The organism is Saccharomonospora sp. NPDC046836, from assembly GCF_040645195.1.
In the GTDB taxonomy this organism is placed as follows: domain Bacteria; phylum Actinomycetota; class Actinomycetes; order Mycobacteriales; family Pseudonocardiaceae; genus Prauserella_A.
In genome coordinates, this window is record NZ_JBEYXW010000017.1 from 19,410 (window position 1) to 44,833 (window position 25,424).

Here is a 25,424-nt window from a genome sequence, read left to right on the forward strand (position 1 = left end):
GTGGCGGGCGGCGTGATGTTCCATCGCCGTCACCGGGACCCGGTACGCTCGCGGAGCATGCAACCCACGTTCAGGACCCGTCGCGCGTTGCAACTGGGGCTCACCGCCAACGCCCTGCGCCCGCTGTCCGGTCCGCGTACCTCGATCAGTGCGTTCTTCGCCGGCTGGCTCACCGCGGAACTGGCGCCGCAACTGCTCGCCCTGACCGCTACCGACACCGCGGCCCACCTCGCCCGTCGCGGCTGGCGCGGCGCCGACAGGGTCGGGTTGGCGATGTCGGCACTGTCCGCGGCGGGGCTGGCCGGGCTCATCGCCTCAGCGCAGCGGGCTCGTGGCGCCGTCGAGGACGCACTGGTCGAGGCACTCGGCCCGGACTACCGCCAGGGCCTGCGCCGACCACCGAACGCCAAGGACCTGGCCACACCGTGGGGCCAGCTGGTGCTGCCGTTCCGGTTGGACGGCAAGGAGGTTCGCCGCGACCACGACATCGCCTACGCGCCAGGCGGCAGGCGGTTCCTGCTCGACATCTACCGCCCGCGCGCCGCCGTGTCCGGCCGGCCGGTACTGCTGCAGGTGCACGGCGGCGCTTGGATCGTCGGCAACAAGGACCAGCAGGGCATCCCGCTCATGCTGCACATGGCACAGCGCGGCTGGGTGTGCGTCGCCATCAACTACCCGCTCTCCCCCGCGGCGCAGTGGCCGGAGCACATCGTCGCCGCGAAACGGGCGCTCGCGTGGATCAGGGCACACATCGCGGACTACGGAGGGGATCCCGGTTACGTCGTGACGACGGGCGGCTCGGCGGGTGGCCACCTGGCGTCACTACTGGCGCTGACGGCCAACGACCCGCGCCTGCAACCTGGCTTCACCGACGTCGACACCAGCATCCAGGCGTGCATTCCGCACTACGGCGTCTACGACTTCGCCGGGACGAGCGGATCCAGGGCGAGTGAGACACGGCTGCGCCACCTGCTGGCCCGGTACGTCGTCGGCAAGGATCCGGTGCGCGACCACGACGACTACGTGGCCGCCTCACCACTGGACCGCATTACCGCCAAGGCGCCGCCGTTCTTCGTGATCCACGGCGAACGGGACACCATGGTTCCGGTGCAGGAAGCCAGGGACTTCGTCGGCAGGTTGCGCGCGGTATCGCCGCACCCGGTGGCCTACGCGGAGATCCCCGGTGCCCAGCACGCGTTCGACCTGTTCCCGTCGATCCGCAGCGCCCACGTCGTCCGCGGCGTGGAGCGCTTCCTGGAGTGGACCTACCAGCGTTACCGGTAGGCGCTACGCGGTGAGCTTGGGCAGCACCTCGCGGCCGAAGACCTCGATCCACTCCTGCTGGTTGCGGCCCACGTTGTGGATGTAGATGCGGTTGAAGCCGGCGTCGATGAACTTCTGCAGCGCGGCCCGGTGCACATCCGGGTCGGCGGAGACCACCATGCGGCCCGCGAAGTCCTCCGGCCGGACCAGCTTGGCCATCTGCTCGAAGTCGAACGGCGAGCGGATGTCGGCCTTCGGGAACTTCATCCCGCCGTTGGGCCACTGCTCGAGCGCGTTCTTCCAGGCCTCGTCGTCGGTCGCCGCCCAGGACAGGTGAACCTGCAGCAGCTTGGGCATGCTGTCGGGGTCCTTGCCAGCCGTGCGCGCGCCCTTGCCGAAGTTGTCCAGGATCCCGGCGAGCTTCTCCAACGACGCACCCGGGGTGATCAGGCCGTCGGCGAGCTCACCGGTCTTACGCGAGGTGTACGGGCCTGCCGAGGCGATGTAGATGGGCGGCGGAACGTCCGGCATCGTCCACAGCCGCGTGGTGTGCAGTGTGAAGAACTCACCCTTGTGCTTGACGTCCTTGCCCGTGAACAACTTCCGGATGATCTCGAGCGCCTCGAACATCCGGCGTACCCGTTCCGGGGCCTCCGGCCAGTACCCGCCGACGATGTGCTCGTTCAGCGCCTCCCCCGAGCCGATGCCCAGCCAGGTGCGGCCTGGGTAGGTCGCCTCGAGCGTCGCCGCCGCCTGCGCCACCATCGCGGGGTGCTGCCGGAAGGTCGGGCAGGTCACCCCGGGGCCGAGGTCGCCGGTGGTGTTCTCGGCGAGCGAGGCCAGCACGCTCCACACGAACGAAGCCTCGCCCTGGGCGGGTACCCACGGCTGGAAGTGGTCTGCCGCCATCTGACCGGAGAACCCGTGCTGCTCGGCCAGCGCCGCCAACTCGATGGACTCCCGCGGCGAGAACTGCTCGAGTGCCGCCGCGATGCCGATCTGAACTCCACTCACGACCCCAACCGCCCTTCTGCGTGCCCGGTACGTGTGGCTTCCCGCCAACCTACCCCTGCCACCGCACGATGATCACGGCCAGGCGCCGCGGCGGCGTCAGACGTTGCGCCGGTACTGGCCACCGACCTCGAAGAACGCTTCGGTGATCTGCCCGAGCGAGCACACCCGCGCGGCGTCCATCAGCACCCCGAACACGTTGTCCCCGCGGGTAGCGGCCTCGCGCAGCTCCTTGAGTGCCTGCTGCGCTTCGTCGTGGTGCCTGCGCTGGAAGTCGGCCAGCCGCTCCAGCTGCGACTGCTTCTCCGCTTCGGTCGCCCGCGCCAGCTCCACCTCCACCTCGTCCTCGGCAGCATGGGGGTTACGGAACGTGTTCACACCAACGATGGGCAACGAGCCGTCGTGCTTGAGCCGCTCGTAGTGGATCGACTCGTCCTGGATCCTGCCGCGCTGGTAGCCGGTCTCCATGGCACCCAGCACGCCACCGCGCTCGGAGATCCGGTCGAACTCGGTGAGCACCGCTTCCTCGACGAGGTCGGTCAGCTCGTCGATGATGAACGATCCCTGCAGCGGGTTCTCGTTCTTCGCCAGGCCCCATTCCTTGTTGATGACCATCTGGATGGCCATCGCCCGGCGCACCGAGCTCTCGCTGGGCGTGGTGATGGCCTCGTCGTAGGCATTGGTGTGCAACGAGTTGGCGTTGTCGTAGAGCGCGCACAGGGCCTGCAGTGTCGTGCGGATGTCGTTGAAGCTCATCTCCTGCGCGTGCAGCGACCGCCCCGAGGTCTGGACGTGGTACTTCAGCTTCTGCGACCGCTCGTTGGCACCGTAGCGCTCGCGCATGGCCACCGCCCAGATCCGCCGCGCGACTCGGCCGAGCACCGAGTACTCGGCGTCCATACCGTTGGAGAAGAAGAACGACAGGTTCGGCGCGAAGTCGTCGATGTCCATGCCCCGCGCCAGGTACGACTCGACGTAGGTGAGGCCGTTGGCGAGCGTGAACGCCAGCTGCGAGATGGGGTTCGCACCGGCTTCGGCGATGTGGTAGCCGGAGATCGACACGGAGTAGAAGTTGCGCACTTCCCGTTGGATGAACCATTCCTGGATGTCGGCCATCATCCGCAGCGAGAACTCAGTGGAGAAGATGCAGGTGTTCTGCCCCTGGTCCTCCTTGAGGATGTCGGCCTGCACCGTGCCACGAACCTGGCGCAGCGTCCAGTCACGGATCCCGGCGGCCTCCTCGGCCGTCGGCTCGCGGCCGTGCTCGGCGCGGAACGCGTCCGTGCGCTGGTCGATCGCGGCGTTGAGGAAGAAGGCCAGGATCGTCGGCGCGGGCCCGTTGATCGTCATCGACACGGACGTGCTCGGCGCGGTGAGGTCGAAGCCGTCGTAGAGCGCCTTCATGTCCTCCAGCGTCGCGATGGACACGCCCGATGTGCCGACCTTGCCGTAGATGTCAGGGCGAGTGGCGGGATCGAAGCCGTACAGCGTCACCGAGTCGAACGCCGTCGACAGCCGCTTGGCCTCCGATTCGGCCGACAGGTACTTGAACCGGCGGTTGGTACGGAACGCATCGCCCTCACCCGCGAACATCCGGGCCGGGTCCTCACCCTCCCGCTTGAACGGGAAAACGCCTGCCGTGTAAGGGAAGTACCCCGGCAGATGTTCACGGCGCAGGAACGACACGAGCTCACCCGGCTCGCTGTAGCGCGGCAGGGCGACCCGGGGCACCCGGTTGCCCGACAAAGTCTCGCGCCACAGCTGCGTGCGCAGCTCCCGGTCGCGCACCTGCACGACGAGCTCCTCACCGCGATAGGACTCGGCCAGCTCGGTGTACTGCTCCAGTAATGCGGTGGTCGCCGTGTCCACATCGGACTCTGCCTGCGCGAGCAACCGGTCCAGCGCCGCGGTGTCAGCGCCCTCCGCGGCCAGCGCATCCTGCGCAGCGGCGAGGTGCTCACGCCTGCGCACCGCGTCGACCTGCTGGCGGGTCCGTTCGTGGTAGCCGCGAACCACCCCGGCGATCTCGGCCAGGTAGCGGATGCGCTGCGGCGGGATGATCGTGCTGAGGTCGGTCGACACCTTGCCCTCGACCCGCGGCAGCACACCCGCCGACACCGACAGGCCGTCAGTGGCGAGCAGATCCCGCAGGAACTGGTACAGCGCGGTGACTCCGTCGTCGTTGAACGTAGCGGCACTCGTACCGAAGACGGGCATGTCCTCGGGCGCAGCACCGAACTCCTCGCGGTTGCGCACCAACTGGCGGGCGACGTCACGGCGGGCGTCCTCGGCCCCGCGGCGCTCGAACTTGTTGATGGCGACGGCGACGGCGAAGTCGAGCATGTCGATCTTCTCCAGCTGCGAGGCGGCGCCGAACTCGGGTGTCATGACGTAGAGCGCGTGGTCGACGTGGTCGACGATGCCTGCGTCGCCCTGGCCGATGCCCGGCGTCTCCACGATCACGAGGTCGTAGCCAGCCGCCTTGCAGGCCAGGATCGTGTCGTCGAGCCCTGCCGGGATCTCGCCGCCCGCGGTGCGGGTCGCCAGTGAGCGGAAGAACACGCGGTCGCCGCCGAGACAGTTCATCCGGATACGGTCGCCGAGCAGCGCGCCACCGCCCCGCCTGCGGGTCGGGTCGATCGCGAGCACGGCGATGCGGAGCTTGTCCTCCTGGTCGAGCCGGAAGCGCCGGATCAGCTCGTCGGTGAGAGAGGACTTTCCCGACCCACCGGTGCCCGTGATCCCCAGAACAGGCACGGTGCGCGCGCCGGCCGCCTCCCGGAGCTGGGTCAGCCACTCCGCCGGCAGAACCTGCTGCTGCAGCCGGGTGATCGTCCGCGCGAGTGTGAGCACATCCCCGGCGAGCAGCTGCTCGACCGCGCCGGACTCCTGCGCGGCGAGGTCGACGTCGCAGGCCTCGATCATCGAGTTGATCATGCCGGGAAGGCCCATTCGGAGCCCGTCGTCCGGCGAGAAGATCCGCGCGACCCCCCGCGAGTGCAGCAGCTCGATCTCCTCGCGCACGATGACACCGCCGCCACCGCCGAACACCTTGATATGCCCGGCGCCACGCTCACGGAGCAGGTCGACCAGGTAGGTGAAGTACTCGACGTGCCCACCCTGGTAGGCGCTGATGGCAACGCCTTGCACGTCCTCGGAGATCGCCGCGGTGACGACCTCGTCCACGGAGCGGTTGTGCCCGAGGTGGACGACTTCGGCACCCTGCGACTGGAGGATCCGCCGCATGATGTTGATGGACGCGTCGTGACCGTCGAAGAGGCTCGCGGCGGTCACGAACCGGACGGGGTGCGCAGGCCGGTGCAGTTCGGAGGTCATGCCTCCAAAATACTTGGGCTTCCTACTATTTTAAACCCAAGCACTATCGTGACGGGTGTCTCACCGAAGCTGATCGATTCAGCCCACCGGGTTCGCCGGACGCATCGCGATCCACTGCCGCATGGCGTACTCCACCAGCGTGATCAGCGTCTGCTTGGTGGACTCGCGGTCACGCGCGTCGCACCGCACGATCGGGATACTGGGGTCGATCGACAGGGCCTCACGCACGTCTGCCAGGTCGTGCTGCAGCACGCCGTCGAAGGTGTTGACACCCACGATGTAGGGCAGGCCGCGGTCCTCGAAGAAGTCGACGGGAGCGAACGAGTCGGCGAGCCGCCGGGTGTCGGCGAGCACCACCGCACCGATCGCCCCGCGCACCAGGTCGTCCCACATGAACCAGAAGCGCTGCTGGCCTGGTGTCCCGAAGAGGTACAGGATCAGATCCTCGTCGAGGGAGACCCGGCCGAAGTCCATGGCCACCGTCGTCGTGGCCTTGTTGGGTGTCGCTTCGAGGTCGTCGATGCCGGTGCTGGCGTCGGTCATCATCGCCTCGGTCGTCAGCGGCACGATCTCCGACACCGACCCGACGAAGGTCGTCTTTCCCGCCCCGAAACCTCCGGCCACGACGATCTTGGCCGACGTCATCGTCTTCGGCGCGGCATCGCGCGGTGCCTTAAAGCCGACGGAGTCCACTCAAAACCCTTTCCATCAACATCAAATGCGCTTCGGCACCCTCGTCACCGGAGATGGTCTTGTGCACGGTGACCAACCCCGTGTCCGCCGCGTCACTGATCAGGACCCGCGCCACGCCGAGCGGGACACGGAGCACCGCAGCGATCTCGGCGACCGAACGTGGAGTCCGACATTCTTCCATGATCAGCTGGTGCTCGATCTGGTCGGGCACCACCAGCAAAGCGGCCTCTCGGGTGGAGACCAAAGTCTCGAGCTCCAACGGGTAGTTCGCCTTCGTCCGTCCGCCGGTGATGGCGTACGGGCGCACGAACCCGGTCTCCTCCGCTGGATGCAATGGGATGGCTTCGGCTGACACAGACTGCTCCTCTCCGGTCGTGTACCGGGTGTCGGCGCGCTCGTCCGCTGGCGGCGGCTGCGCCTGTGGTACTGCCCGGCCGTTGTGTTCACCGGGGTCGTCCCTGGGCTTCTCACGCTCATGACGGCCGTGACCGGAACTCAACGCGAAGCCGTTGAGCACGTCGGCGAACGTACTCCCCTCCTCTTCGCCGGAGAATTCAGGCCCCGTGCTCATCGAAAGATCATCCGACCGGTTCGCCGATCAGCGGACCGGCCGCGCCCTGCAGCTGAGCACGCAGCTCGGGCGTGAGGATCTGCCCGACCCGGTCGACGAGAAGTGTCATCTCATAGGCCACCTGGCCGATGTCGCAGTTCGGCGCGGCGAGGACGGCGAGGCACGAACCATCGCTGATGGACATCAGCACCATGATGCCGAGTTCCATCTCCACGACCGTCTCGTTGACCGCACCGGCTTCGAAGCAGCGCGCGGCGCCCTGCGTGAGGCTGACCAGTCCGGAAGCCACCGCGGCGAGCTGGTCGGCCCGGTCGAGCGGGAGGCGGTTCGATGCGGTGAGCAGGAGCCCGTCCGCCGACACCACCACCGCGTGTGCCACCCCGGGCACTCGCTCGGCGAAGTCGTTCACCAGCCACCCGAACTGATTCTGCTGGGGCTGAGCCCGTTCCGGCGCGGTCATTCACCCTCCACTTTCTCTTCACTGCTCTCGGTCGCCGGAGCGGTCCGATGCCGGCCTCGGCGAATTCCCTGCTGGAAGCTGCTGAGCCTGCCTCGCACGTCCGCGGGATCGCGTTCGGTCCGCGGACGGCTCTCCGTCGAGCGCTGCGACGACACACTGCCCGGCAGCAGCTGCTCACCACGGCGACGCCTCGGCAACCCGGCCGCCGTGTAACTCGACGGCGCCGATCCCGACGCCGCCTGTACCGTGCGCCACCCCTCGTCGGCGGCGAACGCCCATTCCGCGGCCGGTGCCACGCTGCCTGCGTTCGCCTGCCCCCCGGTCACTGCCGGCTCGGTGGGCTGAGAGGTGTCCGGCGACTGTGCCGACTGTGCCGGAGCGCCCGTCTTCTTCTTCGGCCGCCGCTGCGGCAGACCTGAGCCCTGTACCGGGGTTTCTTTGGCCTCCGGCTCCGGCTTGCGGTGCCTGCGGCCGCGACTCACCCCCTGCTGGAAGCTGCTCAGCCTGCTCCGGACATCCACGGCGTCCCTGGCCTGCACCAGTGGCTTGTCCTCGGTTTCCTTCGCAGGCACGTCCTTGGCAGTGGGGGCCGCGCTGCCCGGCAGCAGCTGTTCACCACGGCGGCGGCGCGGCAGGCCCGCGTTGGTGAAGTCCGCCGGAGCGGACTGCGACACCGCCCGGACCGCACGCCACCGCTCGTCGGCGGCGAAGTCCCAGCCGCCCTCCGGCAGCTTGTCGACGTTCGCACCCGGCTCAGTGACACTGCGGAACCATGCGGACAGGGTCTCGTCGAAGATCGGCGTCGTCTCCGACATGTCCGCGTTCTGCCGGACCTTGCGTTCGGCGTCGCTCGCCGTGGTCGCCGCGCTCCACCAGTCGCTCACCGCGGTGCTGTTGGCCTCGAACAGCTCCTTGCCGCTGACCGGTTCGGTCTGCTGGCCGGCGGCTGCGGTCTGCTCTGCCGCATTCGACGGGGCCGGCTCCGGGGCCGCCTGCCGGTTCTGCCGTGGCTCGCGCCGCGGTAGCTCACCGCCGCGTGACCCGGCAGCGCTGTCCGGCTGGGCCGACTGTTGTGATGGCTGTTGTGGTGGCTGGGCCTGCTGTGGTGCCTGGGCAGGGTGCTGAACGGGCTGCGTACGGGACTGGTCGGCCAGCGGCTCGTCGCGGCCGATCGGGGTGAACAGCGCGGTTCCGGACACCTCGCTGTCCGACGGCGGCGGCAGCTGAGCAGTACCACCCTGCGCGAAGCTCTGCAGCACACCAGGACGGCTGGTGCCGTTCGGTTGCCTGCGCGGCAGTCCGTTCGGTGCTGCGGGCGCCTGAACGGTCTGCTGACCGGGCACCGCAGGCGTCTGGGCGGTCTGCTGACCGGGCACCGCAGGCGTCTGGGCGGTCTGCTGACCGGGCACCGCAGGCGTCTGGGCGGTCTGCTGCGGCGCGGGCGGCTGCTGGCCCTGCGGGTCCATCACCAGCTCAGCCGGCACCGAGACGGTCGCCCGTACGCCGACGATGTCCCTGCCACCGTGGAGTGCGACGCCGAAACCGTGCCTGCTGGCAAGCCGGCCGACCACGAACAGGCCCATCCGGCGCGAGGTGGCCAGATCCACCGAACCGGCCTCGGTCAACCGGGCGTTCGCCTCGGTGACCTCGGCCTCGTTCATGCCGATGCCGCGGTCCATGATGTCGATCGACAGCGAACGGTCCTCCAGGACCCGGGTCGCCACCGTCACCTGCGTCTCCGGGGCGGAGAACGCGGTCGCGTTGTCGAGCAGCTCCGCGACGAGGCGAATCAGGTCGCCCGCGGCGTAGCCCACGACGCGGACCTGCGGCGGGGTACGCACGACAACGCGCTGGTACTGCTCGATCTCCGACACCGCGGCCCGCAGCACGTCGGTGGCGCTGACCGGCTGTCCCGACCGGCGGCCCGGCTCGGCGCCGGAGAGCACCATGAGGTTCTCGTTGTTCCGCCGCATCCGGGTGGCCAGGTGGTCGAGCTGGAAGAGAGTCGCCAGCTGGTCGGCGTCCTCCTCGTCCCGCTCGAGCCGCTCGATGAGTTGCAGCTGGCGCTGGACCAGGCTCTGGCTGCGGCGGGAGAGGTTGACGAACACGCTCGCGTAGCCGGTCCGCATGCTCGCCTGCTCGGCGGCCAGCCGCAGCGCCTGGCTGTGCACCGCGTCGAACGCACGGGCAACCTGGCCGATCTCGTCGTTGGTCGCCACCGGGACCGGCCGGATCTCGGTGCTCTGCGAACGGCCTTCCTGGATGGTCTGCACCGCGGCCGGCAAGTCCTTGTCGGCGACCTCCAGCGCGCTCGTGCGCAGGACCTTCAGCGAGCGCAACAGCTGCCGCGAAATGAAGAACACGACTAATGCCGCCAGCACCAGCGCGGCGATCAACCCGATCGCGAGCACGAGGACCCGAGTGCCGGCGCTGTCGGCCAACTCGCCCGCGGTACCACTCAGCTGGCTGCCGAGCCGATTGCCCACCTCACCCAGGCCCGAGTACACCGCACCCGAGGTGTCCGCCCACTGCTGCGCCGAGACGGAGCCGAGACTGGTGCCGTTGCCCGAGTCCTGCTCGGCGAGCACGGTCCGGACCACTCGATCGCGGTTGTCGAACGCCTCACCGCGCACCAGTGAGTCGTACTCCTGCCGCTGCGCAGGCGTGGCCGCCGTGCGGAACTCCGCGAGCCGGTCGGTGAGCCGGACATCGGAGGTCCGCAGCTGGTTGAACTCGCTTGGTGCCAGACCGCCGCGGCCGATGCCGTACGCGATCAGCCCCTGCTGGACCGACACCTCTTCCTTGGCGACGAGCAGGTCGTGCAGCGCGCTGGGCGTACCGCCGATCCCGTCGTCACCCATACCGGAGACCAACGCGATGTCGAGGTTGAGCAGTGCCGTCGTGATCGCCGTGTACTCGGTGATCGCCTGCACCGGCCCGACCTGACCGGCGTTGATCTGGTCCCGCAGGCTCCCCAGCCTGCCGAGCTGGTCGCTGACGGCCTGCCGCGGCTCGGCGATACCGCCCTCGAGCTCGGCCGCGGCCGTCATCGGCTCCACGGCACCATCGACCTCACCACGCGTGGCGCGCAGCTCCGGTGAGTCGACACCCGAGCCCGCCGTGAGCAGCGTGGCGGTCTGCGTGCGCTCCCGTTGCAGGCTGTCGAGCAACGTCCGGGCGGTCGCGTTCAGCTCGGCGAGCCGCGCGACGCGGTCGTACCTGTCAGCGCGTTCGAGCTGGTTGGTCAACGTAATGCCGCCGAGTACCAGCGCGATGACAATGGGGACGAGCGTGACGGCGCCCAGCTTGACGGGCAGGCTCCAGTCACGCCATCGCACGAGAGTCCGCCACGTCGACGGTTTCGGGGCCGGCGTACCGAGGAGCTTGCCCACGGGCACCTGGCCTTCTCCTGCAACGGTCACGAAGGTGACTCCTCCTCCGGCTCGCTCACTGTTTGACCAGCATGTGGCCCGTCGTCTACGTCTGCGCGACCGTGTCAAGCCCGGAGGGCGCCGCGCATCGCATCATGCGAACTGCGCAGCTTCCAGGCGTAGTGATGCCGGATTGACATCGGTCGAGGTGACGAAAGCGTACACCAATCGGGTACTTGGCGAATTCTGTCGATCTTCGGACCGTGACCAGCAGAAATACCGATTTCGGCAGCCCAGCGGGCCGCTCATTCGCTCATCCGCGTTGAGTCCGGCGCAATTCGGTTACGGTATTCATCGACATGGAGCCATCAAGCGTCACCCACATAGAGCAACGGACACCCGAACGGACCCCCGAACGGCGTAGCAGACACGCTGCCACGGTGGAGTGAATACCCCAAAGTGTCCCCGATCATGTGGCGTCGCCGAACGGCGAGGCGCCGGCCTTCCTGACAGGATTCCAGCTCTGGCCAGCGGATCGTCACCTTTGCGTGACCTAGGGAAAGACAGCGCGTAGCCGACGTCCTCTCCGGGCCTTCCGCATCCCGCGCTACTCACAGTAAGTGTGCGCAAGAATTTACGTCGAAGTGTTTCACTCCTTAGCCTGGAAAGGGCTCTGACACAGTGTCCAAAAGCCACCTCGACGAGCATCAGGACGGGTGACCCTGCGCTGACGGTTTCCTGGGCACGACCGGGCAATCGCCGTCTGCTGCCCGGTCCGCGAACTGCCCGCCCGCAGCAACTCACAGCGGGCGGGACCGCCGGGAGCCGTCGCGCCACCGGGCAGGAAGGGACCCAGCCGCACGCTGGCACGAATTCACTTTCCGCGTTCACATTGTCTTAGCGGTGGGAATACACATTCGACACCGGCCGACTTCTTTTCAGGCCGGCGTCCCGTTCGAATTCGGCACACCGCGGTGACAATTCCGACGCGGGCCGTTCACCTGCGTTTTCTGTCAGAGTTTGCGGCCGGCAGTGACGCGCTGGTTCACCATGTGCTCGACGTAGAAAGAGAGGAACGGGACGCAGCCGGCGAGCAGAACACCGACGGTCCCCTTCACCGACCAGCGCGCCTTCAGCGCGAGGTCCACCGCGAGCACCAGGTAGGCCATGTAGATGACGCCGTGGATCGGCGACCACACCGCGGAGGGGCCCGGGTTGCCGAAGCCGTAACGCAGCACCATCACGAAGCACAGGCCGAGCAGACCAATACCAGTGGCGAAGGCCGCGATCCGGAAGCGCTGCAGCGGACCCCGAAGGGGGGTCTTGGCGGGCGCGGTCGTGTTGTCGCGGTCGGTCGTCACCATCTCATTTCACCTCTTGATCACGGGCGTGCAGCTCCGCCAGATACCTGTTGTAGGCGGCCAGTTCCGCGTCTTCGTCGCCGCCGCCGGCCACCGCGGGCGCGGCGGGGCGGGGCGCCGGGACCTCGGCAGGCCGGTGTCCCCATTCGACATCGCCACTCTGCTCCGCCGCGGGCGTCTCGGCCTTCGCGTTGGCCTGCTGGTGCAGCCGGCGCAGGCGCCAGAACATGAACGCGGGGAAGAGACCGAAGAGGGGCCACTGCAGGACGTAACCGAGGTTCTGGAAGGTTCCGCCCGCGGAGGTGTACCGCCCCCACTGCCACCACGCGAGACCGCAGCAAATGGCGAGGCTCAGGACACACACGCCGACAATCGCGAGCCGGCGGGCGGTCGAGGAGCTCGTGGACACGCTCTCGACGCTAGCACCAGCCTAGGAACTGGCACCCTGGGCCTGCCTGGCGTAGGCGTCGGCGAGCCCGAAGACCTTCTGTGCGTACTCGACGGAGTTGTTGTAGGAGATCACCCCGGCCCACCAGCCCTCGGCGCCGGCCATGTCCCGCCCGTTCGCGCACAGGTACCTGGCCGCGGAGAGGGCGGCGTCGTCCAGCTGCTGTGGCTCGGCGACGCCGTCACCGTTGCCGTCACTGCCCCACCGCTCCCAGGTGCTGGGGATGAACTGCATCGGGCCCACCGCCCGGTCGTAGACGGCATCGCCGTCCAGCCGTCCTCCGTCGGTGTCCGGGATGGCCCGCACGCCAGGGGAACCGTCGAGCGGGACGCCGATGATCGGTGCCGACGGCCTGCCGTCGGCACCGAGGACCGCGCCACCGTAGCGGCCGTGATCGGACTCGATCCGGCCGATGCCGGCGAGTGTCGCCCACGACAGCCGGCACCCGGGTTGATACTCCCGCATTGCCAGCTCGGCGTTGCCGTACGCAGTGAGCGCCCGAGCCGGAACGCCGGTCATCGTGGCGGTGCGTTCGGCCCAGTCGGCGAGCGGATTCCCATTGCCCGCCTGGTCTTGCCGGCTGGGCTGGGTCCCGGTGAGCGTGTCGTTCGACGGGGCGGCCGAGCCCGGTTCCACCGTCACCGCTTCCACGTCGAGTGCGGGGATCTCGGTGGTGGTCGGGCTCGCCTCCGGCTCGACGGCCCTGGCGACGAGCCAGACACCACCCGCGGCCATCGCGAGCACGGACACGATGACGAGCAGTCGCACCAGGGCCGCTCGGCCTGGACGCTCCGCAATACGCGTCCCCGGATCCCGCACCGCTGGGCCTCCATACAGCCGATCTCGTGTCGCACTGACAACGAGCTAGCGGAGGCTAGCGTGATGGCGTGCCGCGATCGGCGAACGGCACGCCATGCTCAGGTCCGATCAGCTCACAGCGTCGCGACGCTGCCGGGCCAGCCGCGCAACGCACCACGCCGGGGCGCTACCGCGGCGCAGGTGTTCCAGCACGGTGAGCGGTCCGAGCCGCTTGCTCAGGTCGGCGGGGGTGAGCCCGGCGGCCCGGTAGTCGAGTGCCCGTTGGTCGAGGGGGCTGATGCCCGCGTTCCACCAGGCCTCCGCCTCACTGACGTCGCCGATCATCTGCCACCAGCCGGCGGCCGCATTGAGCAGCTCCTCAGGGGCATCGGGCACGCGCATCCGCATCGCGGCGAGGTAACCGGGATCGGCGACGTCCACCGGAGCCCAGCTCGCCGAGCCGCTGCTCTTGCGCTGCCCCGGGATGCCCGGGGTGGGTCGCGGCGCCTCAGCCAGCCACGCCGACGCGATCCGGTTGATCTCGCGGTCCTCCGCGCTCTGCTCACGCTCGGATGTCCACTGCTGGATCATCGCGTCAACTCCGGGATCTCGCATCCCTGCCTCCTCTGCAACGCAACTGCTGTCGTTATCGCAAAAGACTGGTCGAGCAACGTTGTTCGAGATGTCGAGCGTGCTGCCTGGGAACCGGCTGATCACGCAATGTGAGCACCGTATGAGAGCGAACGTCCACTGCGCCAGACCCTCGGGGCGAGGAATTCGTTGACCAGGGTCTTAACCCCCTGAATCCACCCGGATGGTCGAGTAACAGTGCCTTCGGCGGCGTTTTGTTACTTTGCGTAGTTGCCCTGTCAGAGCGCAGCAAAACAGCCGGCATCGCGTTTCGCGATGCCGGCCGGCGCGCTCTGGGGTCAGGAGAAGAGGCTCTGCACGAACGTCACGATGGCTTCGGCGCCATCCCGCAGCCAGCCCAGCGCCGTCTGCACGGCGTCAGCCGAGTCGGTGGGCCGGGTGATCAAGAAGAACAGGACGAGGGCGACGACGCCGAAGATGAGGACTTTCTTGAGACCCGGCGTCATAGCTCCATCCGATTCCTCTCGGCGGTACCGCACTGATGACGGCGACCGCTGTCCTTCCCCGCCAATACACCGCCATGATGCCCTACCACCGGACATCCTGACGGGTAATCACGCGAACGGGCGGCTGCGGTGACTGCCCGTAGGTCGTGAATCAGGTTTCACTCTAGGCCGCAGCAAGCAACGGCAGGCGTTCCGACACGCCCACCCGTCACCCAACCACCGCCCCCCAACGAAACGCTCCGCGCTGCTGTGCCCACCCGTCACCCAACCACCGCCCCCCAACGAAACGCTCCGCGCTGCTGTGCCCACCCGTCACCCAACCACCACCCCCCCAACGCTCAGAGCGTCCGCGAGATGATGTCCTTCATGATCTCGCTGGTACCGCCGAAGATCCGCGAGATGCGAGCGTCGGCCCATGCCCTGGCGATCGGGTACTCCATCATGTAGCCGTATCCGCCGAACAGCTGCACGCAGTCGTCGATGACCTTGTTCACCCGCTCCGTCGTCCACAGCTTCGCCATGGCGGCGCCCTGCACGTCCAGCTCACCCCGCAGGTGCCGCTCGATGCACTGGTCGACGAACGCGCGCGCCACGGCCGCCTCGGTGGCGGCCTCGGCGAGAGTGAACTTCGTGTTCTGGAAGGCGAAGACGGGCCTGTCGAAGGCGGTCCGCTCCTTGGTGTAGGCGATCGTCTGCTCCACCGCGGCCTCCATGCCCGCCACCGCGGTGACCGCGATGATGAGCCGTTCCTGCGGCAGCTGCTGCATGAGCTGGATGAAGCCCAGCCCTTCCTGCCCGCCGAGCAGGTTCGCCGTCGGCACCCGCACGTCGTCGAAGAACAGCTCCGCGGTGTCCTGGCCGCGCAGGCCCACCTTGTCCAGCACGCGGCCCCGGCGGAACCCCGGTGTGGAGGTCTCCACCGCGAGCAGTGACACGCCCTTGGCGCCGGCATCGGGATCGGTCTTCACGGCTACCACGACGAGGTCCGCGTGGTAGCCGTTGGTGATGAACGTCTTCGCGCCATTGATGACGTAGTCATCGCCGTCGCGTACGGCACGGGTCCTGATGTTCTGCAGGTCCGATCCGGTGCCTGGCTCGGTCATCGCGATGGCACCCACGAACTCCCCGCTGGCGAACTTCGGCAGCCATCGCTTCTTCCGTTCCTCGGAGGCGTAGGCGAGCAGATAGTGCGCCACGATTCCATTGTGGACGGATACACCCCAGGCTCCGTCACCACTTCGCGCCTGCTCCTCGTAGAGCACGGCCTCGTGCGCGAAGGTGCCACCGCCACCGCCGTATTCCTCCGGAATGGACAGTGCGAGCAGCCCGACCTCACCGGCCTTCGTCCACACCTCACGATCGATCCGCTTGTTCGCGATCCAGCGCTCCTGGTGGGGCGTGAGTTCCTTGTGGCAGAAGGTTCTCGCGAGATCCCGGAACTGCTCCAGGTCCTCGTCCAGCCACGAGCTCCTCCGCGACGGCAACGGCACAGCAGCCCTCCCTGTAAGTCCGGGTTTCGACCGGAATGTACCTCCGCGAGGCGAGGTCGACCAGGGCCCGTGCCGATCAGTCCGCTCTGGTGAGCAGGCCCCGCTCGAAGGCGATAGCGACGGCGTCGGTGCGGCGGTTCGCGCCGAGCTTCGCCATCGCACGGGACAGGTGCACGCTGACCGTCTTCTCGCTGATGTAGAGCTCCTCACCGACCTGCCGGTTGGTACGGCCGAGCGCGACCCGTTCGAGCACGGCCCGTTCCCGGTCGGTCAGCGGGTCGAGCGCGTCCCGGGCAGGCGCGATCCCGGGCAGGCCGATCCGCGCCCGCCGCGCGAGCTCGCGCACGGCCGCGCGCAGTGGCGCCGCTGCCAGTCGCTGCGCCACCTCGTGGGCGGCCACCAGCTCCTCCGTGGCCAGCGCAGTCTCCCCCGCGGCGAGCAGGGCCTCCGCGTGCTGCACCCGGCAGACGGCCTCCTCGTACACGGCGCCGTAACCGAACTCCTGCACGGCCTTGGCCCACAACGCCGGGTCGGCAGGTCCGTCCAGTCCGCTCGCAGCCGCTTCCGCACGGGCCAGCCACGCCTGCCCTTCCGGGCCGAGGATGCCGGTCCGCGGCTGACCGGTCTCGGCGCTGTGGCGCACCATGGCAAGGAGTTCGTTACCCGCCGCTGCAGCCTCGGCCGCACGCCCGGCGTCGTCGCGCAGTCGTGCCTGTGCCGCAGCCGCGGCAGTGGCCGCGATGCCCAGCGCACCGATCCGGATCGCGCCCAGCATGCGTGGCTCCAGCTCGTCGAGCCAGCCGATGCCCTCCCTCGCCCGGCGTATCGCCGCGGCATGGTCGCCTTGCCAGTGGGCCAGCTCGACACCGGCGGAGCTGGCGGCCAGCGCAACCCAGACATCGGAGCGCCACTGTGAACGGAGATCGGCGAGCAGGCGTTCGGCCTCGGCGAACTGACCACGCGCGACAACGAAATGCACCCACGCGGCCTGCATCATCACGGTCACCGTGCTCGACACCGTCGACCTCGGCTGCTCCATGCTTTCGGCGGGCCAGTCGCCGCTGCTGTAGCGCAGCGACACGTACCGGTACCGCGCGCCCAGTCCGACGGAGCTCCACGTCAGGCCGGTCTCCTCCGCGCGTTCCACGGCCCGCCGGTACAGCTCGATGGCTGGAGCGTTCTCGGCCTGGTCGTCGTAGCTGAGCGCATGGAAGTACAGCGCCCGCAGCTCCACGTCGGGTGCGCCGGCCGTGGCGGCCTTGCGCTCGGCCTCGCGCAGCCGCTGCCTTGCCTCTGCCGGGTTGCCGGCGGTGTCGGCGAGCGCGCCCAACGTGATCAGGGCGGCGGCCTCGGCTCCACCGGCCTGCGCCACACGGGCATCGGCGACGGCGGTCTCGGCACTCCAGCGCGCATCCTCGAACCGCTGGTCGTTGCGCAGCACCTGCGCCCGGGTGGCCAGCACCCACGCACGTCTTCGGCTCGGCTCGGCCTCGGCGACCAGGTCCCACGCCCGTCCGATCGCGTCGACCGAGTCGGGGAACATGCTGTCGAGCGCCATCAGTGTCTCGGCGAGCCTGCGCCACGCCATGGCCGCGGCATCAGGCGGCACACCCGGCGTGAGTGCCTCGACGGCGGAGCGGGCGAACGCGATCGCGCGCTCCGGCTCACCCGACGTGCCGGCGAAGTAGGACGCCTCCAGCAGCAACCGCAGCTCGGTGTAGTCGGCGGGCCGATCCGCCGCGGGGACCGCGTCCCAGATCTCCAGTGCCTGCTCGACGTGTCGCAGCGCTCCGCCGGGGGCCCCGATGCGCTCGGCCTCGTCGGCCGCGCGGACCAGCGCCGCCAGCGCGGTCGTGAGGTCCTTGCTCTGCATGCTGTGATAAGCGAGCCGCGCGTCGTGCCCGCGGCCCTGCGGTTTCGCCCGGATCCGGGCGGCGTAGGCGGCGTGCATCCGGGTGCGCTCGCCAGGCAGGAGGTCACCGTAGACGGCTTCCTGCAGCAGCGCGTGGCGGAACTGGTAGAAGCCGTTCTCGATCACCAGCACGTGGTGATGAACGGCCTCCCGCAGCGCCTCGTCCAGCTCCAGCTCGCCGAGCCCGCACACCTCGGCCAGCGCGGCATGCGCGACACCGTCGCTCGCGACCGCGATGGCACGCAGCACCCGGCGGGTGTCCGGCGACAACCGTTCCAGCCGGGCGAGCAGCAGGTCGGCGAGCCCGTCGGGAAGGTCGGCGCACGCGGGCCCCGAAGCGAGCAGCTCCTCGGCGAAGAAGGCGTTGCCTTCGGAACGGACGACCAGCTCGGTCACCACTTCCTGCGAGAGTGGTTCCTCCACCAGCGCCTGCACGAAGGCCCTGGCCTCGGGCTCGCCGAAGGGAGGCAGCTCGATCCGCTCCACGGTGGGCAGGCGCACCAGCTCGGCCAGCAGAGCGCGCAGCGGGTGCCGCCGGTGCACGTCCTCCTCGCGGTAGCTGCCGATGACCAGCAGCCGCTGTGCCCGCAGCCGGGACAGCAGGAACGACAGGAGGTTGCGGGTCGAACCGTCGGCCCAGTGCAGATCTTCGAGCAGCAGCACCACCGGCCGGTGCTCGCCGATCTCGCTGAGCACGCCGAGCACCGCGTCGAAGAGCTGCAGCTGCCCGAGATCCTGCTCCGTGCGGATCCGGGGACGCGCGTCGTCACCTGCCGCGGGCGCGTGCTCGTACTGCTGGCTCGCCACGGGGATCCCTGGCACCTGCGGCAGGAGCCTGCTCAGCGCCGGCCGCGCCCGCACCGCCTGCTCGATCACCTGGTCGGCCGCGCCGGCCAGCTTCGCGAGCGCCTCGGCGAACGGGAGGTACGGCAAGCCGCCCTCCCGCAGGTCCAGACACCGTCCGGTGAGCACGAGCGCGCCCGCACCGCAGGCTTGGTCGACCAGCTCGGTCAGCAGCCGCGTCTTGCCGACCCCGGCATCACCGGCCAGTAGCACCGCCGCGGCCTCACCGGACTCGGCGCGAGCGAGCGCAGCACGTAGCCGCGCCAGCTCATCGACGCGGCCGACCAGGGGTATTCCGGAACCAAGACGGGGCACGAGAGCGATTCTCTCGTACCCCACCGACATTCCCGCCATGGTTTCGCCCTGGGCAGACGCGGTGTCAGCGCGTCCTGCGCAGGGAGCGCACCGGATCGCTGTCGTGGGCGCCGGTGCGCTGGTGCGGCACCGTGACCTGTCGGCGCAGGCCGCGGCTCCACCGCCGTTCCCGGCCAGGCCGGTTGCCCCTCCCTGCCTTGCGCAACTCCTCGACCCGGTACGACACCTCGGCGTGCAGGGCGTCCCAGGCCCAGTCCCTTGCCATTGAAGTCATCCCTCTCAGTTCTCAACCGCTGTGCTGGTGGCCAGCGTCGTACTGAGAGGGGTTGCCAGGCATTGGGCGTTTACGCCGTGCTGGTACGCAGAAGGCCCCTTACCCGCACCGCGCAGGCGCGGCGAAGCGGTAAGGGGCCGCCGGTGACCTCAGCGCAGGTCGAGTTCGCCGGTACGCGCCGCGGCCAGCAGGGCCTCCCAGTGCGCTGCCGGCAACCGCAGCGCACCTGCGGCCGGATGCTTGGAGTCACGTACGACCGCACCGTCGGAGGTGAACGCGACCTCGACGCAGTCGTTGCCGCCGCCGCTGTAGGTGCTCTTGCGCCAGTCGAGCCCGGAAAGGCCGGCCTCGTTCACCATGTCCCCAACTCCTCTACTCGGGTGTGTCCTACTCGGTCTGGAACCCTCGCGCTGCCTCCGCGATCACGCGGAGGGAATCCTCCGGCGGCAGCGCGGCGGCGCGCAAATGGTCGAACATGAGGGCGTACCTGCGTACGTCGGATTCGACCTCGAGGTACAACCCGCTCATCGTGCTGTCGACGTAGACGACGTCAGAGTCGGCCTGCTCCGGGAACCCGAGGATGAGGAAGGGGCCCTCCATCCCCGGGTGGGCCCCGGCGCCGAACGGCACGACCTGGATCGTGACATGCCGCAGCTGCGCGATGCGGACCAGGTGTGCCAGCTGGTCCGCCATGACGCCGGCACCGCCGACCGCACGGTGCAGAACGGCTTCGTCGATGACGGCCCAGTACTCCGGTGGGTGCGGGTCGCGCAGCAGCTGCTGGCGTTCCATCCTCGCCTCGACCCTGCGGTCCAGCTCGGTGTCCGAGGCATCCGGCCGCATGGCCCTGATCACCGCGTGGGCGTAGTGCCGCGTCTGCAGCAGCCCCGGCACGAGCAGCGCCTGGAACGCACGCAGTGAGCTGGCGTCGGCCTCGAGGCCGACGAACGTGCCGGTGAACACCTCGTTGTAGGCGTGCCACCAGCCGCGCTTGCGCGCCTCCCTGGCGAGCTGGACGAGAGCGTCCTGCTCATCGCCTCGTACCCCATAGAGTTCGAGCATGTCGCGCGCGTCCCGGGGGGTGACGCCGACGTGACCGGTCTCGATACGGCTGATCTTCGACGCCGAGCACTCCAGCTTCTCGGAGACCTCGTCGATCGTCAGCTCGGCCGCCTCCCGGAGCCGCCGCAGCTCGCTGGCCAGCCGGCGACGGCGGACGGTCGGGCCGTGCCCTCGAGTCATGGGTTCTCACCTCCGGTTGACGTGGACCATGCGCCACATCTAACCAGCAGGTTCGGGCACGCCGACCGCATTGCCGACGGGGCGGTCACCGAGAAATGCCCGATCGGTGGACTGCAATTTGCACGACGGCGTTCTAGGCTCGTCACCGTTCGTGGTTGCACAGTTCCATTGCATGAAACCCGGGAGACCACGTGAACCGGCGTGACCCCATCGTCAACCCCCTCCAGGCAAGCGTTCACCGCAAACTGGACGACATCACCCGTTCCCTGCTCGACGCCGGCGCCGGAGCCGCCCAGCACCAGGGCACGCTCGTGGTCGCCGCACTGCGCGCCGTCCTCGCCGAGCACCGGCTCGACGCCGGTGGCCACTGCACCGTCTGTCACGGCCGCCGCCTCCGGCTGTTCACCCGCAGGCGTCGCCGCGTGCCGTGCCGGGCGTACCTGGCCGCCCAGCTCGCGCTCGGGCCGGACATCGACGAGGCCACCCGCATCGAGCCGAACACGGTGGGTCACCATCACCAACGGCGGACCAAGCCGGATCTGAACTTCGTCGCCTGACCGTTCAGAGGACGCGGATGAGTCCCTCCTGGACCACCGTCGCGATGTGCCGGCCGTCGCGGCTGAAGAACCGGCCGGTCGCGAGCCCGCGGGCGCCCGACGCCGTCGGCGAGGCGCTGTCGTAGAGGAACCACTCGTCGGCGCGGAACGGCCGATGGAACCACAGCGCGTGGTCCAGGCTGGCGCCGAGCACCTTGTCGACGTCCCAGTACACCCCGTGCCTCGCGAGCAGCGAGTCCAGCAGGGTCATGTCGGAGGCGTAGGTCAGCACGCAGACGTGCAGCAGCTGCGTATCCGGCAGCGATCCGTCGGCACGCATCCACACCTGGTTGCGCGCGGGCTGCTGCCCGGTCGCCCTGGTCGCCCACGGTGGATCGTTGACGTAGCGGATGTCGATGGGGCGCGGGAACACCCGCGGGCCGAGCAGATCGGCGAAGTCCCTCGTCCGCTCCGCCAGCGTCGGCAGCGATTCCGGATCGGGCACGTCGGGCATCTGCTCGGCATGTTCCACCCCGTCCTCGTCGAGCTGGAACGACGCGGACAGCGCGAAGATCGCCTTGCCGTGCTGCACGGCCACGACCCGGCGGGTGGTGAACGAACGCCCGTCGCGGATGCGGTCGACCTCGTAGACGATGGGCACCTTCGGGTCGCCGGCACGGATGAAGTACGCGTGCAGCGAGTGCACCTTGCGCTCGACGGGAACGGTACGGCCTGCCGCGACGAGAGCCTGCCCGGCGACCTGCCCGCCGAACACCCGCGTCGGCGAGTGCGGCGGGCTGACGCCGCGGAAGATGTTCTCCTCGATCTTCTCCAGGTCCAGCAGGGCCACCAGGCGGTCGAGCACCTGCTGGCCACCCAGCCCGGCATTGGTGTCCAGGCCGGATGCCGCGGCTTTCGCCAGCTCAGTCATGCCCGGAATTCAACACGGTGCGCGCACGCCACGCCCCTCAGGCGTGGTCGTCCTCACCGAGACGATGAACACGGATCAGGTTGGTGGAGCCGACGGTGCCCGGCGGGGAGCCGGCGACGATGACCACGAGGTCACCCGGCTGGTAGCGACCCGTCTCCAGCATGGCGTGGTCTACCTGCTGGATCATGCGGTCGGTCGAGTCGGCGTGCGGTACGAGCCGCGCCGTGGTGCCCCAGGTCATGGTCAGCTGGGAGCGCACGCTCTCCATGGGGGTGAACGCCAGCAGCGGCAGCCGGGTGTGCAGCCGCGCGAGCCTGCGCACGGTGTCGCCGGACTGCGTGAACGCGACGAGCGCCTTGGCGTTGAGCCGCTCACCGATGTCACGGGCGGCGTAGGAGATGACGCCGCGCTTGGTCCGCGGGACGTGGCTCAGCGGCGGCACCGTCGGCAGGTCGGCCTCGACGGCCTCGACGATCCGGCTCATCGTCTCGACCGTCTCGACCGGGTACCGGCCGACGCTGGTCTCACCGGACAGCATCACCGCGTCGGCTCCGTCGAGGACCGCGTTGGCGACGTCGGAGGCCTCCGCGCGGGTCGGCCGGGAGTTGTTGATCATGGAGTCGAGCATCTGCGTCGCCACGATCACCGGCTTGGCGTTCTCCCTGGCGATCTGGATGGCCCGCTTCTGCACCAGCGGCACCTGCTCCAGCGGCAGCTCCACGCCGAGGTCGCCGCGGGCGACCATGAGCCCGTCGAAAGCCAGCACGATCGCCTCGAGGTTGTACACCGCCTCGGGCTTCTCCAGCTTGGCGATCACCGGCACCCGGCCCTTGCCGACCCGGTCCATCACCTGGTGGACGAGATCGATGTCGGCGGGCGAGCGCACGAAGGACAGGGCGATGAAGTCGGCGCCGAGCTCGAGCGCGAACTCGAGGTCCTCAATGTCCTTGTCGGACAGCGCGGGAACGGACACGTCCATACCGGGCAGGGACACGCCCTTGTTGTTGCTGACGGTGCCGCCCTCAGTGACCTCGCAGATCACGTCGGGACCTTCGACGCCCTCCACCACGAGGCCGACCTTGCCGTCGTCCACCAACAGCCGGTCACCGGGCTTGGCGTCCCTGGCCAGGCCCTTGTAGGTGGTGGAGACGCGGTCGTGGGTGCCGGCCACATCCTCGACGGTGATGCGGACCCGGTCCCCGGTTCGCCATTCCACGGGGCCGCCGGCGAAGGTGCCGAGCCGGATCTTCGGGCCCTGCAGGTCGGCGAGAATGCCCACGGCGCGGCCGGTCGTGGCCGCGGCATCGCGGATCAGGTTGTACACCTGCTTGTGGTCGCCATGGCTGCCATGGCTGAAGTTCATGCGTGCGACATCCATGCCCGCCTCGACGAGCGCACGGACCTTCTCCGCCGTCGCCGTCGCAGGGCCGAGGGTACATACGATCTTCGCTCGTCGGCTCACACTCAAACAGGGTAGTACCTCGCCGCGCGAGCGTCTGTACCGATCCCGAGATCGTTAAGGAAAGTTTCAGCGGCGCGGCAGTTCGCTGGTGCCCACATGGTCGCGTGCCCACTCGTTGAATGCACGCACGTCACGCCACGCGGCCCGCACCCGGTCCAGGCAGGCCGGCTCGTGCAGTAGGTCGGCGGGCTCCCAGACCCGCACCGCGTAGAGCGAGCGATGCCGCAGCAGGTCGACCCGCGGATGGTCGGCGGCGACCCCGCGTGGCCGGGTCTTGAGGACTTCGCCTGCGATCTCCCAGCCCGACCGGCGCAGCGCCGCCAGGATGGTCTCCAGTGCCTTGCCGTGCAGATCGACGTCGACGGCCTGCCGGAACCGCGCGAGCTGATCGGCCGCGAGGTGGAAGCACCCGCCACCCACGCGCAACCCGTCCGGGCCGATCTCCACGTAGTAGGCCCCGCCCCCGCGGCCCTGCTCGATGACCGCGCCACAGTGCGTCTTGTACGGACTCTTGTCCCTGGCGAAGCGGACATCGCGGTAGGGCCGAAACACCTTGCCCGTGCCGAAGCCGCCTCCGAACTCGGGTTCCAGTTCCGTCAGCAGCGCCTCCATCGGCGCGCGCACGTCGGACTGGTAGGTCTCGCGGTGCGCGTCCCAGTAGGTCTTGGAGTTGTCGGCGACGAGACCGTCGAAGAAGTCGATCGCGTACTCGCCGAAACCGGTGAACGCCACCGTCTCACGCTACCCCGGCGCCACCGATGGCCGGATCAGGCCATCCGTGCGCGGGCGGCCCGGAACCCGGACCGCCCGCGGCGGACACTCAGCCGAAGAAGACCTCGGCCTCGGCGTAGCGCTCCGCCGGCACGGTCTTCAGCTCCGCGGTCGCCTCCGAGAGCTTGACCCGCACGATGTCGGTACCACGCAGGGCGACCATCACGCCGAAGTCGCCGTCGGCGACGGCATCCACGGCATGCAGGCCGAACCGGGTCGCGAGCACGCGGTCGTAGGCGGTCGGCGTACCGCCGCGCTGGACGTGCCCGAGCACGACGGCGCGCGACTCCTTGCCGGTGCGCTGCGAGATCTCCTCGGCCAGCCACGTCCCGACACCACCGAGGCGCACGTGACCGAAGGCGTCCTTCTCCCCGCTCTGCAGCACCTCGGCGCCGCCCTCGGGCAGCGCGCCCTCGGCCACCACGATGATCGGCGCGTACTCGCGCTCGAACCGGCGCTCGACCCACTGCACGACCTGCTCCACGGAGAACGGGCGCTCCGGCACCAGGATGACGCTCGCGCCACCTGCCAGCCCCGAGTGCAGCGCAATCCAGCCGGCGTGCCGACCCATCACCTCGACCACGAGCGCGCGGTGGTGCGACTCGGCGGTGGTGTGCAGCCTGTCGATCGCCTCGGTCGCGATGTGCACTGCCGTATCGAAACCGAAGGTGTAGTCGGTCGCGGCGAGGTCGTTGTCGATGGTCTTGGGCACACCGACGACGTGCACGCCCTCATCGGTGAGCCTCTTGGCGACGCCGAGCGTGTCCTCCCCGCCGATGGCGATCAGCGCGTCGATGCCCTGCTCGCGGAGCACCGCCTTGATCCGGTCGGGGCCGCCCTCTTCTTTGTACGGGTTGGTCCGGGAGGAGCCGAGGATCGTGCCGCCGCGGGTGAGGATGCCCTCGACGTCGTCGCGTCCGAGCGGCCGGCTCTCGCCGGTGAGGGGACCACGCCACCCGTTGCGGAAGCCCACGAACTCCCAGCCGTGCACATCCATGCCCTTCAGCACGACCGCGCGGATCACGGCGTTCAGCCCAGGACAGTCGCCACCGCCGGTCAGCACACCGACTCGCATGAAGATCAAACCTCCGCGTTTGTTCTACGTCACAGTTGCGCCGCCAGCCTAGCGGTTCCGAACTTGATCGGTGCAGCAGCATCGTGTCTGCTACTGTCTCCGGCGTGCAGCGCTCCTATTTCTGGTTTAGCAGGCCGGCCCGCGGTGGGTCGGTCGGCGAGCCC

Annotated in this window: 22 protein-coding genes; 2 read left to right on the top strand and 20 right to left on the bottom strand. The window is 69.1% G+C overall.

The window, feature by feature from the left end:
* The first annotated feature begins 57 nt into the window (after positions 1-57).
* A complete protein-coding gene (locus ABZ863_RS19805; protein ID WP_358537575.1) occupies positions 58-1,284 on the top strand; it encodes an alpha/beta hydrolase in 1,227 nt (408 codons plus the stop codon).
* A 3-nt stretch (positions 1,285-1,287) separates the two neighbouring features.
* Here the strand turns inward: ABZ863_RS19805 and ABZ863_RS19810 are convergent, their stop codons facing one another.
* From ABZ863_RS19810 to ABZ863_RS19885, 16 genes are all read right to left on the bottom strand, one after another.
* Entirely contained in the window at positions 1,288-2,277 is a 990-nt protein-coding gene (locus tag ABZ863_RS19810) for a TIGR03557 family F420-dependent LLM class oxidoreductase (protein WP_358537577.1), read from the bottom strand.
* Positions 2,278-2,373: 96 nt separating this feature from the next.
* Positions 2,374-5,610 carry a fused isobutyryl-CoA mutase/GTPase IcmF gene (gene icmF, locus ABZ863_RS19815; protein ID WP_358537579.1) on the bottom strand — a complete coding sequence of 1,079 codons (3,237 nt, stop codon included), beginning with the start codon at positions 5,608-5,610 and terminating at the stop codon, positions 2,374-2,376.
* 78 nt (positions 5,611-5,688) lie between these two features.
* On the bottom strand, positions 5,689-6,255 hold the full coding sequence (locus ABZ863_RS19820; protein ID WP_358537872.1) for an ATP/GTP-binding protein: 567 nt from the start codon (positions 6,253-6,255) through the stop codon (positions 5,689-5,691).
* A 28-nt stretch (positions 6,256-6,283) separates the two neighbouring features.
* Positions 6,284-6,874, bottom strand: coding sequence for a DUF742 domain-containing protein (locus ABZ863_RS19825; RefSeq protein ID WP_358537582.1), 591 nt, complete (start codon positions 6,872-6,874; stop codon positions 6,284-6,286).
* A gap of 7 nt (positions 6,875-6,881) precedes the next feature.
* On the bottom strand, positions 6,882-7,334 hold the full coding sequence (locus ABZ863_RS19830) for a roadblock/LC7 domain-containing protein (protein WP_358537585.1): 453 nt from the start codon (positions 7,332-7,334) through the stop codon (positions 6,882-6,884).
* The gene (locus ABZ863_RS19835) at positions 7,331-10,756 is read right to left on the bottom strand and encodes a nitrate- and nitrite sensing domain-containing protein (protein WP_358537587.1); all 3,426 of its coding nucleotides are present in this window, start codon (positions 10,754-10,756) and stop codon (positions 7,331-7,333) included. The genes ABZ863_RS19830 and ABZ863_RS19835 overlap by 4 nt, the downstream gene beginning before the upstream one ends.
* Before the next feature lie 962 nt (positions 10,757-11,718).
* Positions 11,719-12,069, bottom strand: coding sequence for a DUF3817 domain-containing protein (locus ABZ863_RS19840; protein WP_358537589.1), 351 nt, complete (start codon positions 12,067-12,069; stop codon positions 11,719-11,721).
* Between the two features lies 1 nt (position 12,070).
* Positions 12,071-12,475, bottom strand: a complete 405-nt coding sequence (locus tag ABZ863_RS19845) for a hypothetical protein (protein ID WP_358537591.1) — start codon at positions 12,473-12,475, stop codon at positions 12,071-12,073.
* 21 nt (positions 12,476-12,496) lie between these two features.
* A complete protein-coding gene (locus ABZ863_RS19850) occupies positions 12,497-13,333 on the bottom strand; it encodes a lytic murein transglycosylase (RefSeq protein ID WP_358537593.1) in 837 nt (278 codons plus the stop codon).
* Between the two features lie 108 nt (positions 13,334-13,441).
* On the bottom strand, positions 13,442-13,927 hold the full coding sequence (locus ABZ863_RS19855; RefSeq protein WP_358537596.1) for a helix-turn-helix transcriptional regulator: 486 nt from the start codon (positions 13,925-13,927) through the stop codon (positions 13,442-13,444).
* A 314-nt stretch (positions 13,928-14,241) separates the two neighbouring features.
* On the bottom strand, positions 14,242-14,409 hold the full coding sequence (locus tag ABZ863_RS19860; protein WP_358537598.1) for a hypothetical protein: 168 nt from the start codon (positions 14,407-14,409) through the stop codon (positions 14,242-14,244).
* Positions 14,410-14,747: 338 nt separating this feature from the next.
* Positions 14,748-15,899 carry an acyl-CoA dehydrogenase family protein gene (locus ABZ863_RS19865; protein WP_358537600.1) on the bottom strand — a complete coding sequence of 384 codons (1,152 nt, stop codon included), beginning with the start codon at positions 15,897-15,899 and terminating at the stop codon, positions 14,748-14,750.
* Positions 15,900-15,975: 76 nt separating this feature from the next.
* Positions 15,976-18,978 (bottom strand): AAA family ATPase, encoded by a 3,003-nt coding sequence (locus ABZ863_RS19870; protein WP_358537875.1) that lies wholly within the window; start codon positions 18,976-18,978, stop codon positions 15,976-15,978.
* 55 nt (positions 18,979-19,033) lie between these two features.
* A complete protein-coding gene (locus ABZ863_RS19875) occupies positions 19,034-19,234 on the bottom strand; it encodes a hypothetical protein (RefSeq protein WP_358537602.1) in 201 nt (66 codons plus the stop codon).
* A gap of 158 nt (positions 19,235-19,392) precedes the next feature.
* Positions 19,393-19,602: a DUF397 domain-containing protein gene (locus ABZ863_RS19880; RefSeq protein WP_358537605.1), complete on the bottom strand. Its 210-nt coding sequence runs from the start codon at positions 19,600-19,602 to the stop codon at positions 19,393-19,395.
* A gap of 28 nt (positions 19,603-19,630) precedes the next feature.
* Positions 19,631-20,485: a helix-turn-helix transcriptional regulator gene (locus ABZ863_RS19885; RefSeq protein WP_358537607.1), complete on the bottom strand. Its 855-nt coding sequence runs from the start codon at positions 20,483-20,485 to the stop codon at positions 19,631-19,633.
* A 191-nt stretch (positions 20,486-20,676) separates the two neighbouring features.
* On the opposite strand from ABZ863_RS19885, the gene ABZ863_RS19890 reads away from it, so the two are divergent.
* The gene (locus tag ABZ863_RS19890; RefSeq protein WP_358537609.1) at positions 20,677-21,042 is read left to right on the top strand and encodes a hypothetical protein; all 366 of its coding nucleotides are present in this window, start codon (positions 20,677-20,679) and stop codon (positions 21,040-21,042) included.
* 4 nt (positions 21,043-21,046) lie between these two features.
* On the opposite strand, the gene tesB is transcribed toward ABZ863_RS19890, so the two are convergent.
* The 4 genes from tesB to ABZ863_RS19910 all read right to left on the bottom strand — a co-directional run bounded on the left by tesB (position 21,047) and on the right by ABZ863_RS19910 (position 25,260).
* Positions 21,047-21,952 carry an acyl-CoA thioesterase II gene (tesB, locus tag ABZ863_RS19895; protein ID WP_358537612.1) on the bottom strand — a complete coding sequence of 302 codons (906 nt, stop codon included), beginning with the start codon at positions 21,950-21,952 and terminating at the stop codon, positions 21,047-21,049.
* Positions 21,953-21,989: 37 nt separating this feature from the next.
* Entirely contained in the window at positions 21,990-23,414 is a 1,425-nt protein-coding gene (pyk, locus tag ABZ863_RS19900; protein WP_358537615.1) for a pyruvate kinase, read from the bottom strand.
* 66 nt (positions 23,415-23,480) lie between these two features.
* Complete coding sequence (locus tag ABZ863_RS19905) at positions 23,481-24,146, bottom strand: DUF2461 domain-containing protein (protein ID WP_358537618.1); 666 nt, start codon at positions 24,144-24,146, stop codon at positions 23,481-23,483.
* 88 nt (positions 24,147-24,234) lie between these two features.
* Positions 24,235-25,260, bottom strand: coding sequence for a 6-phosphofructokinase (locus tag ABZ863_RS19910; protein WP_358537621.1), 1,026 nt, complete (start codon positions 25,258-25,260; stop codon positions 24,235-24,237).
* Between the last annotated feature and the right edge of the window lie 164 nt (positions 25,261-25,424).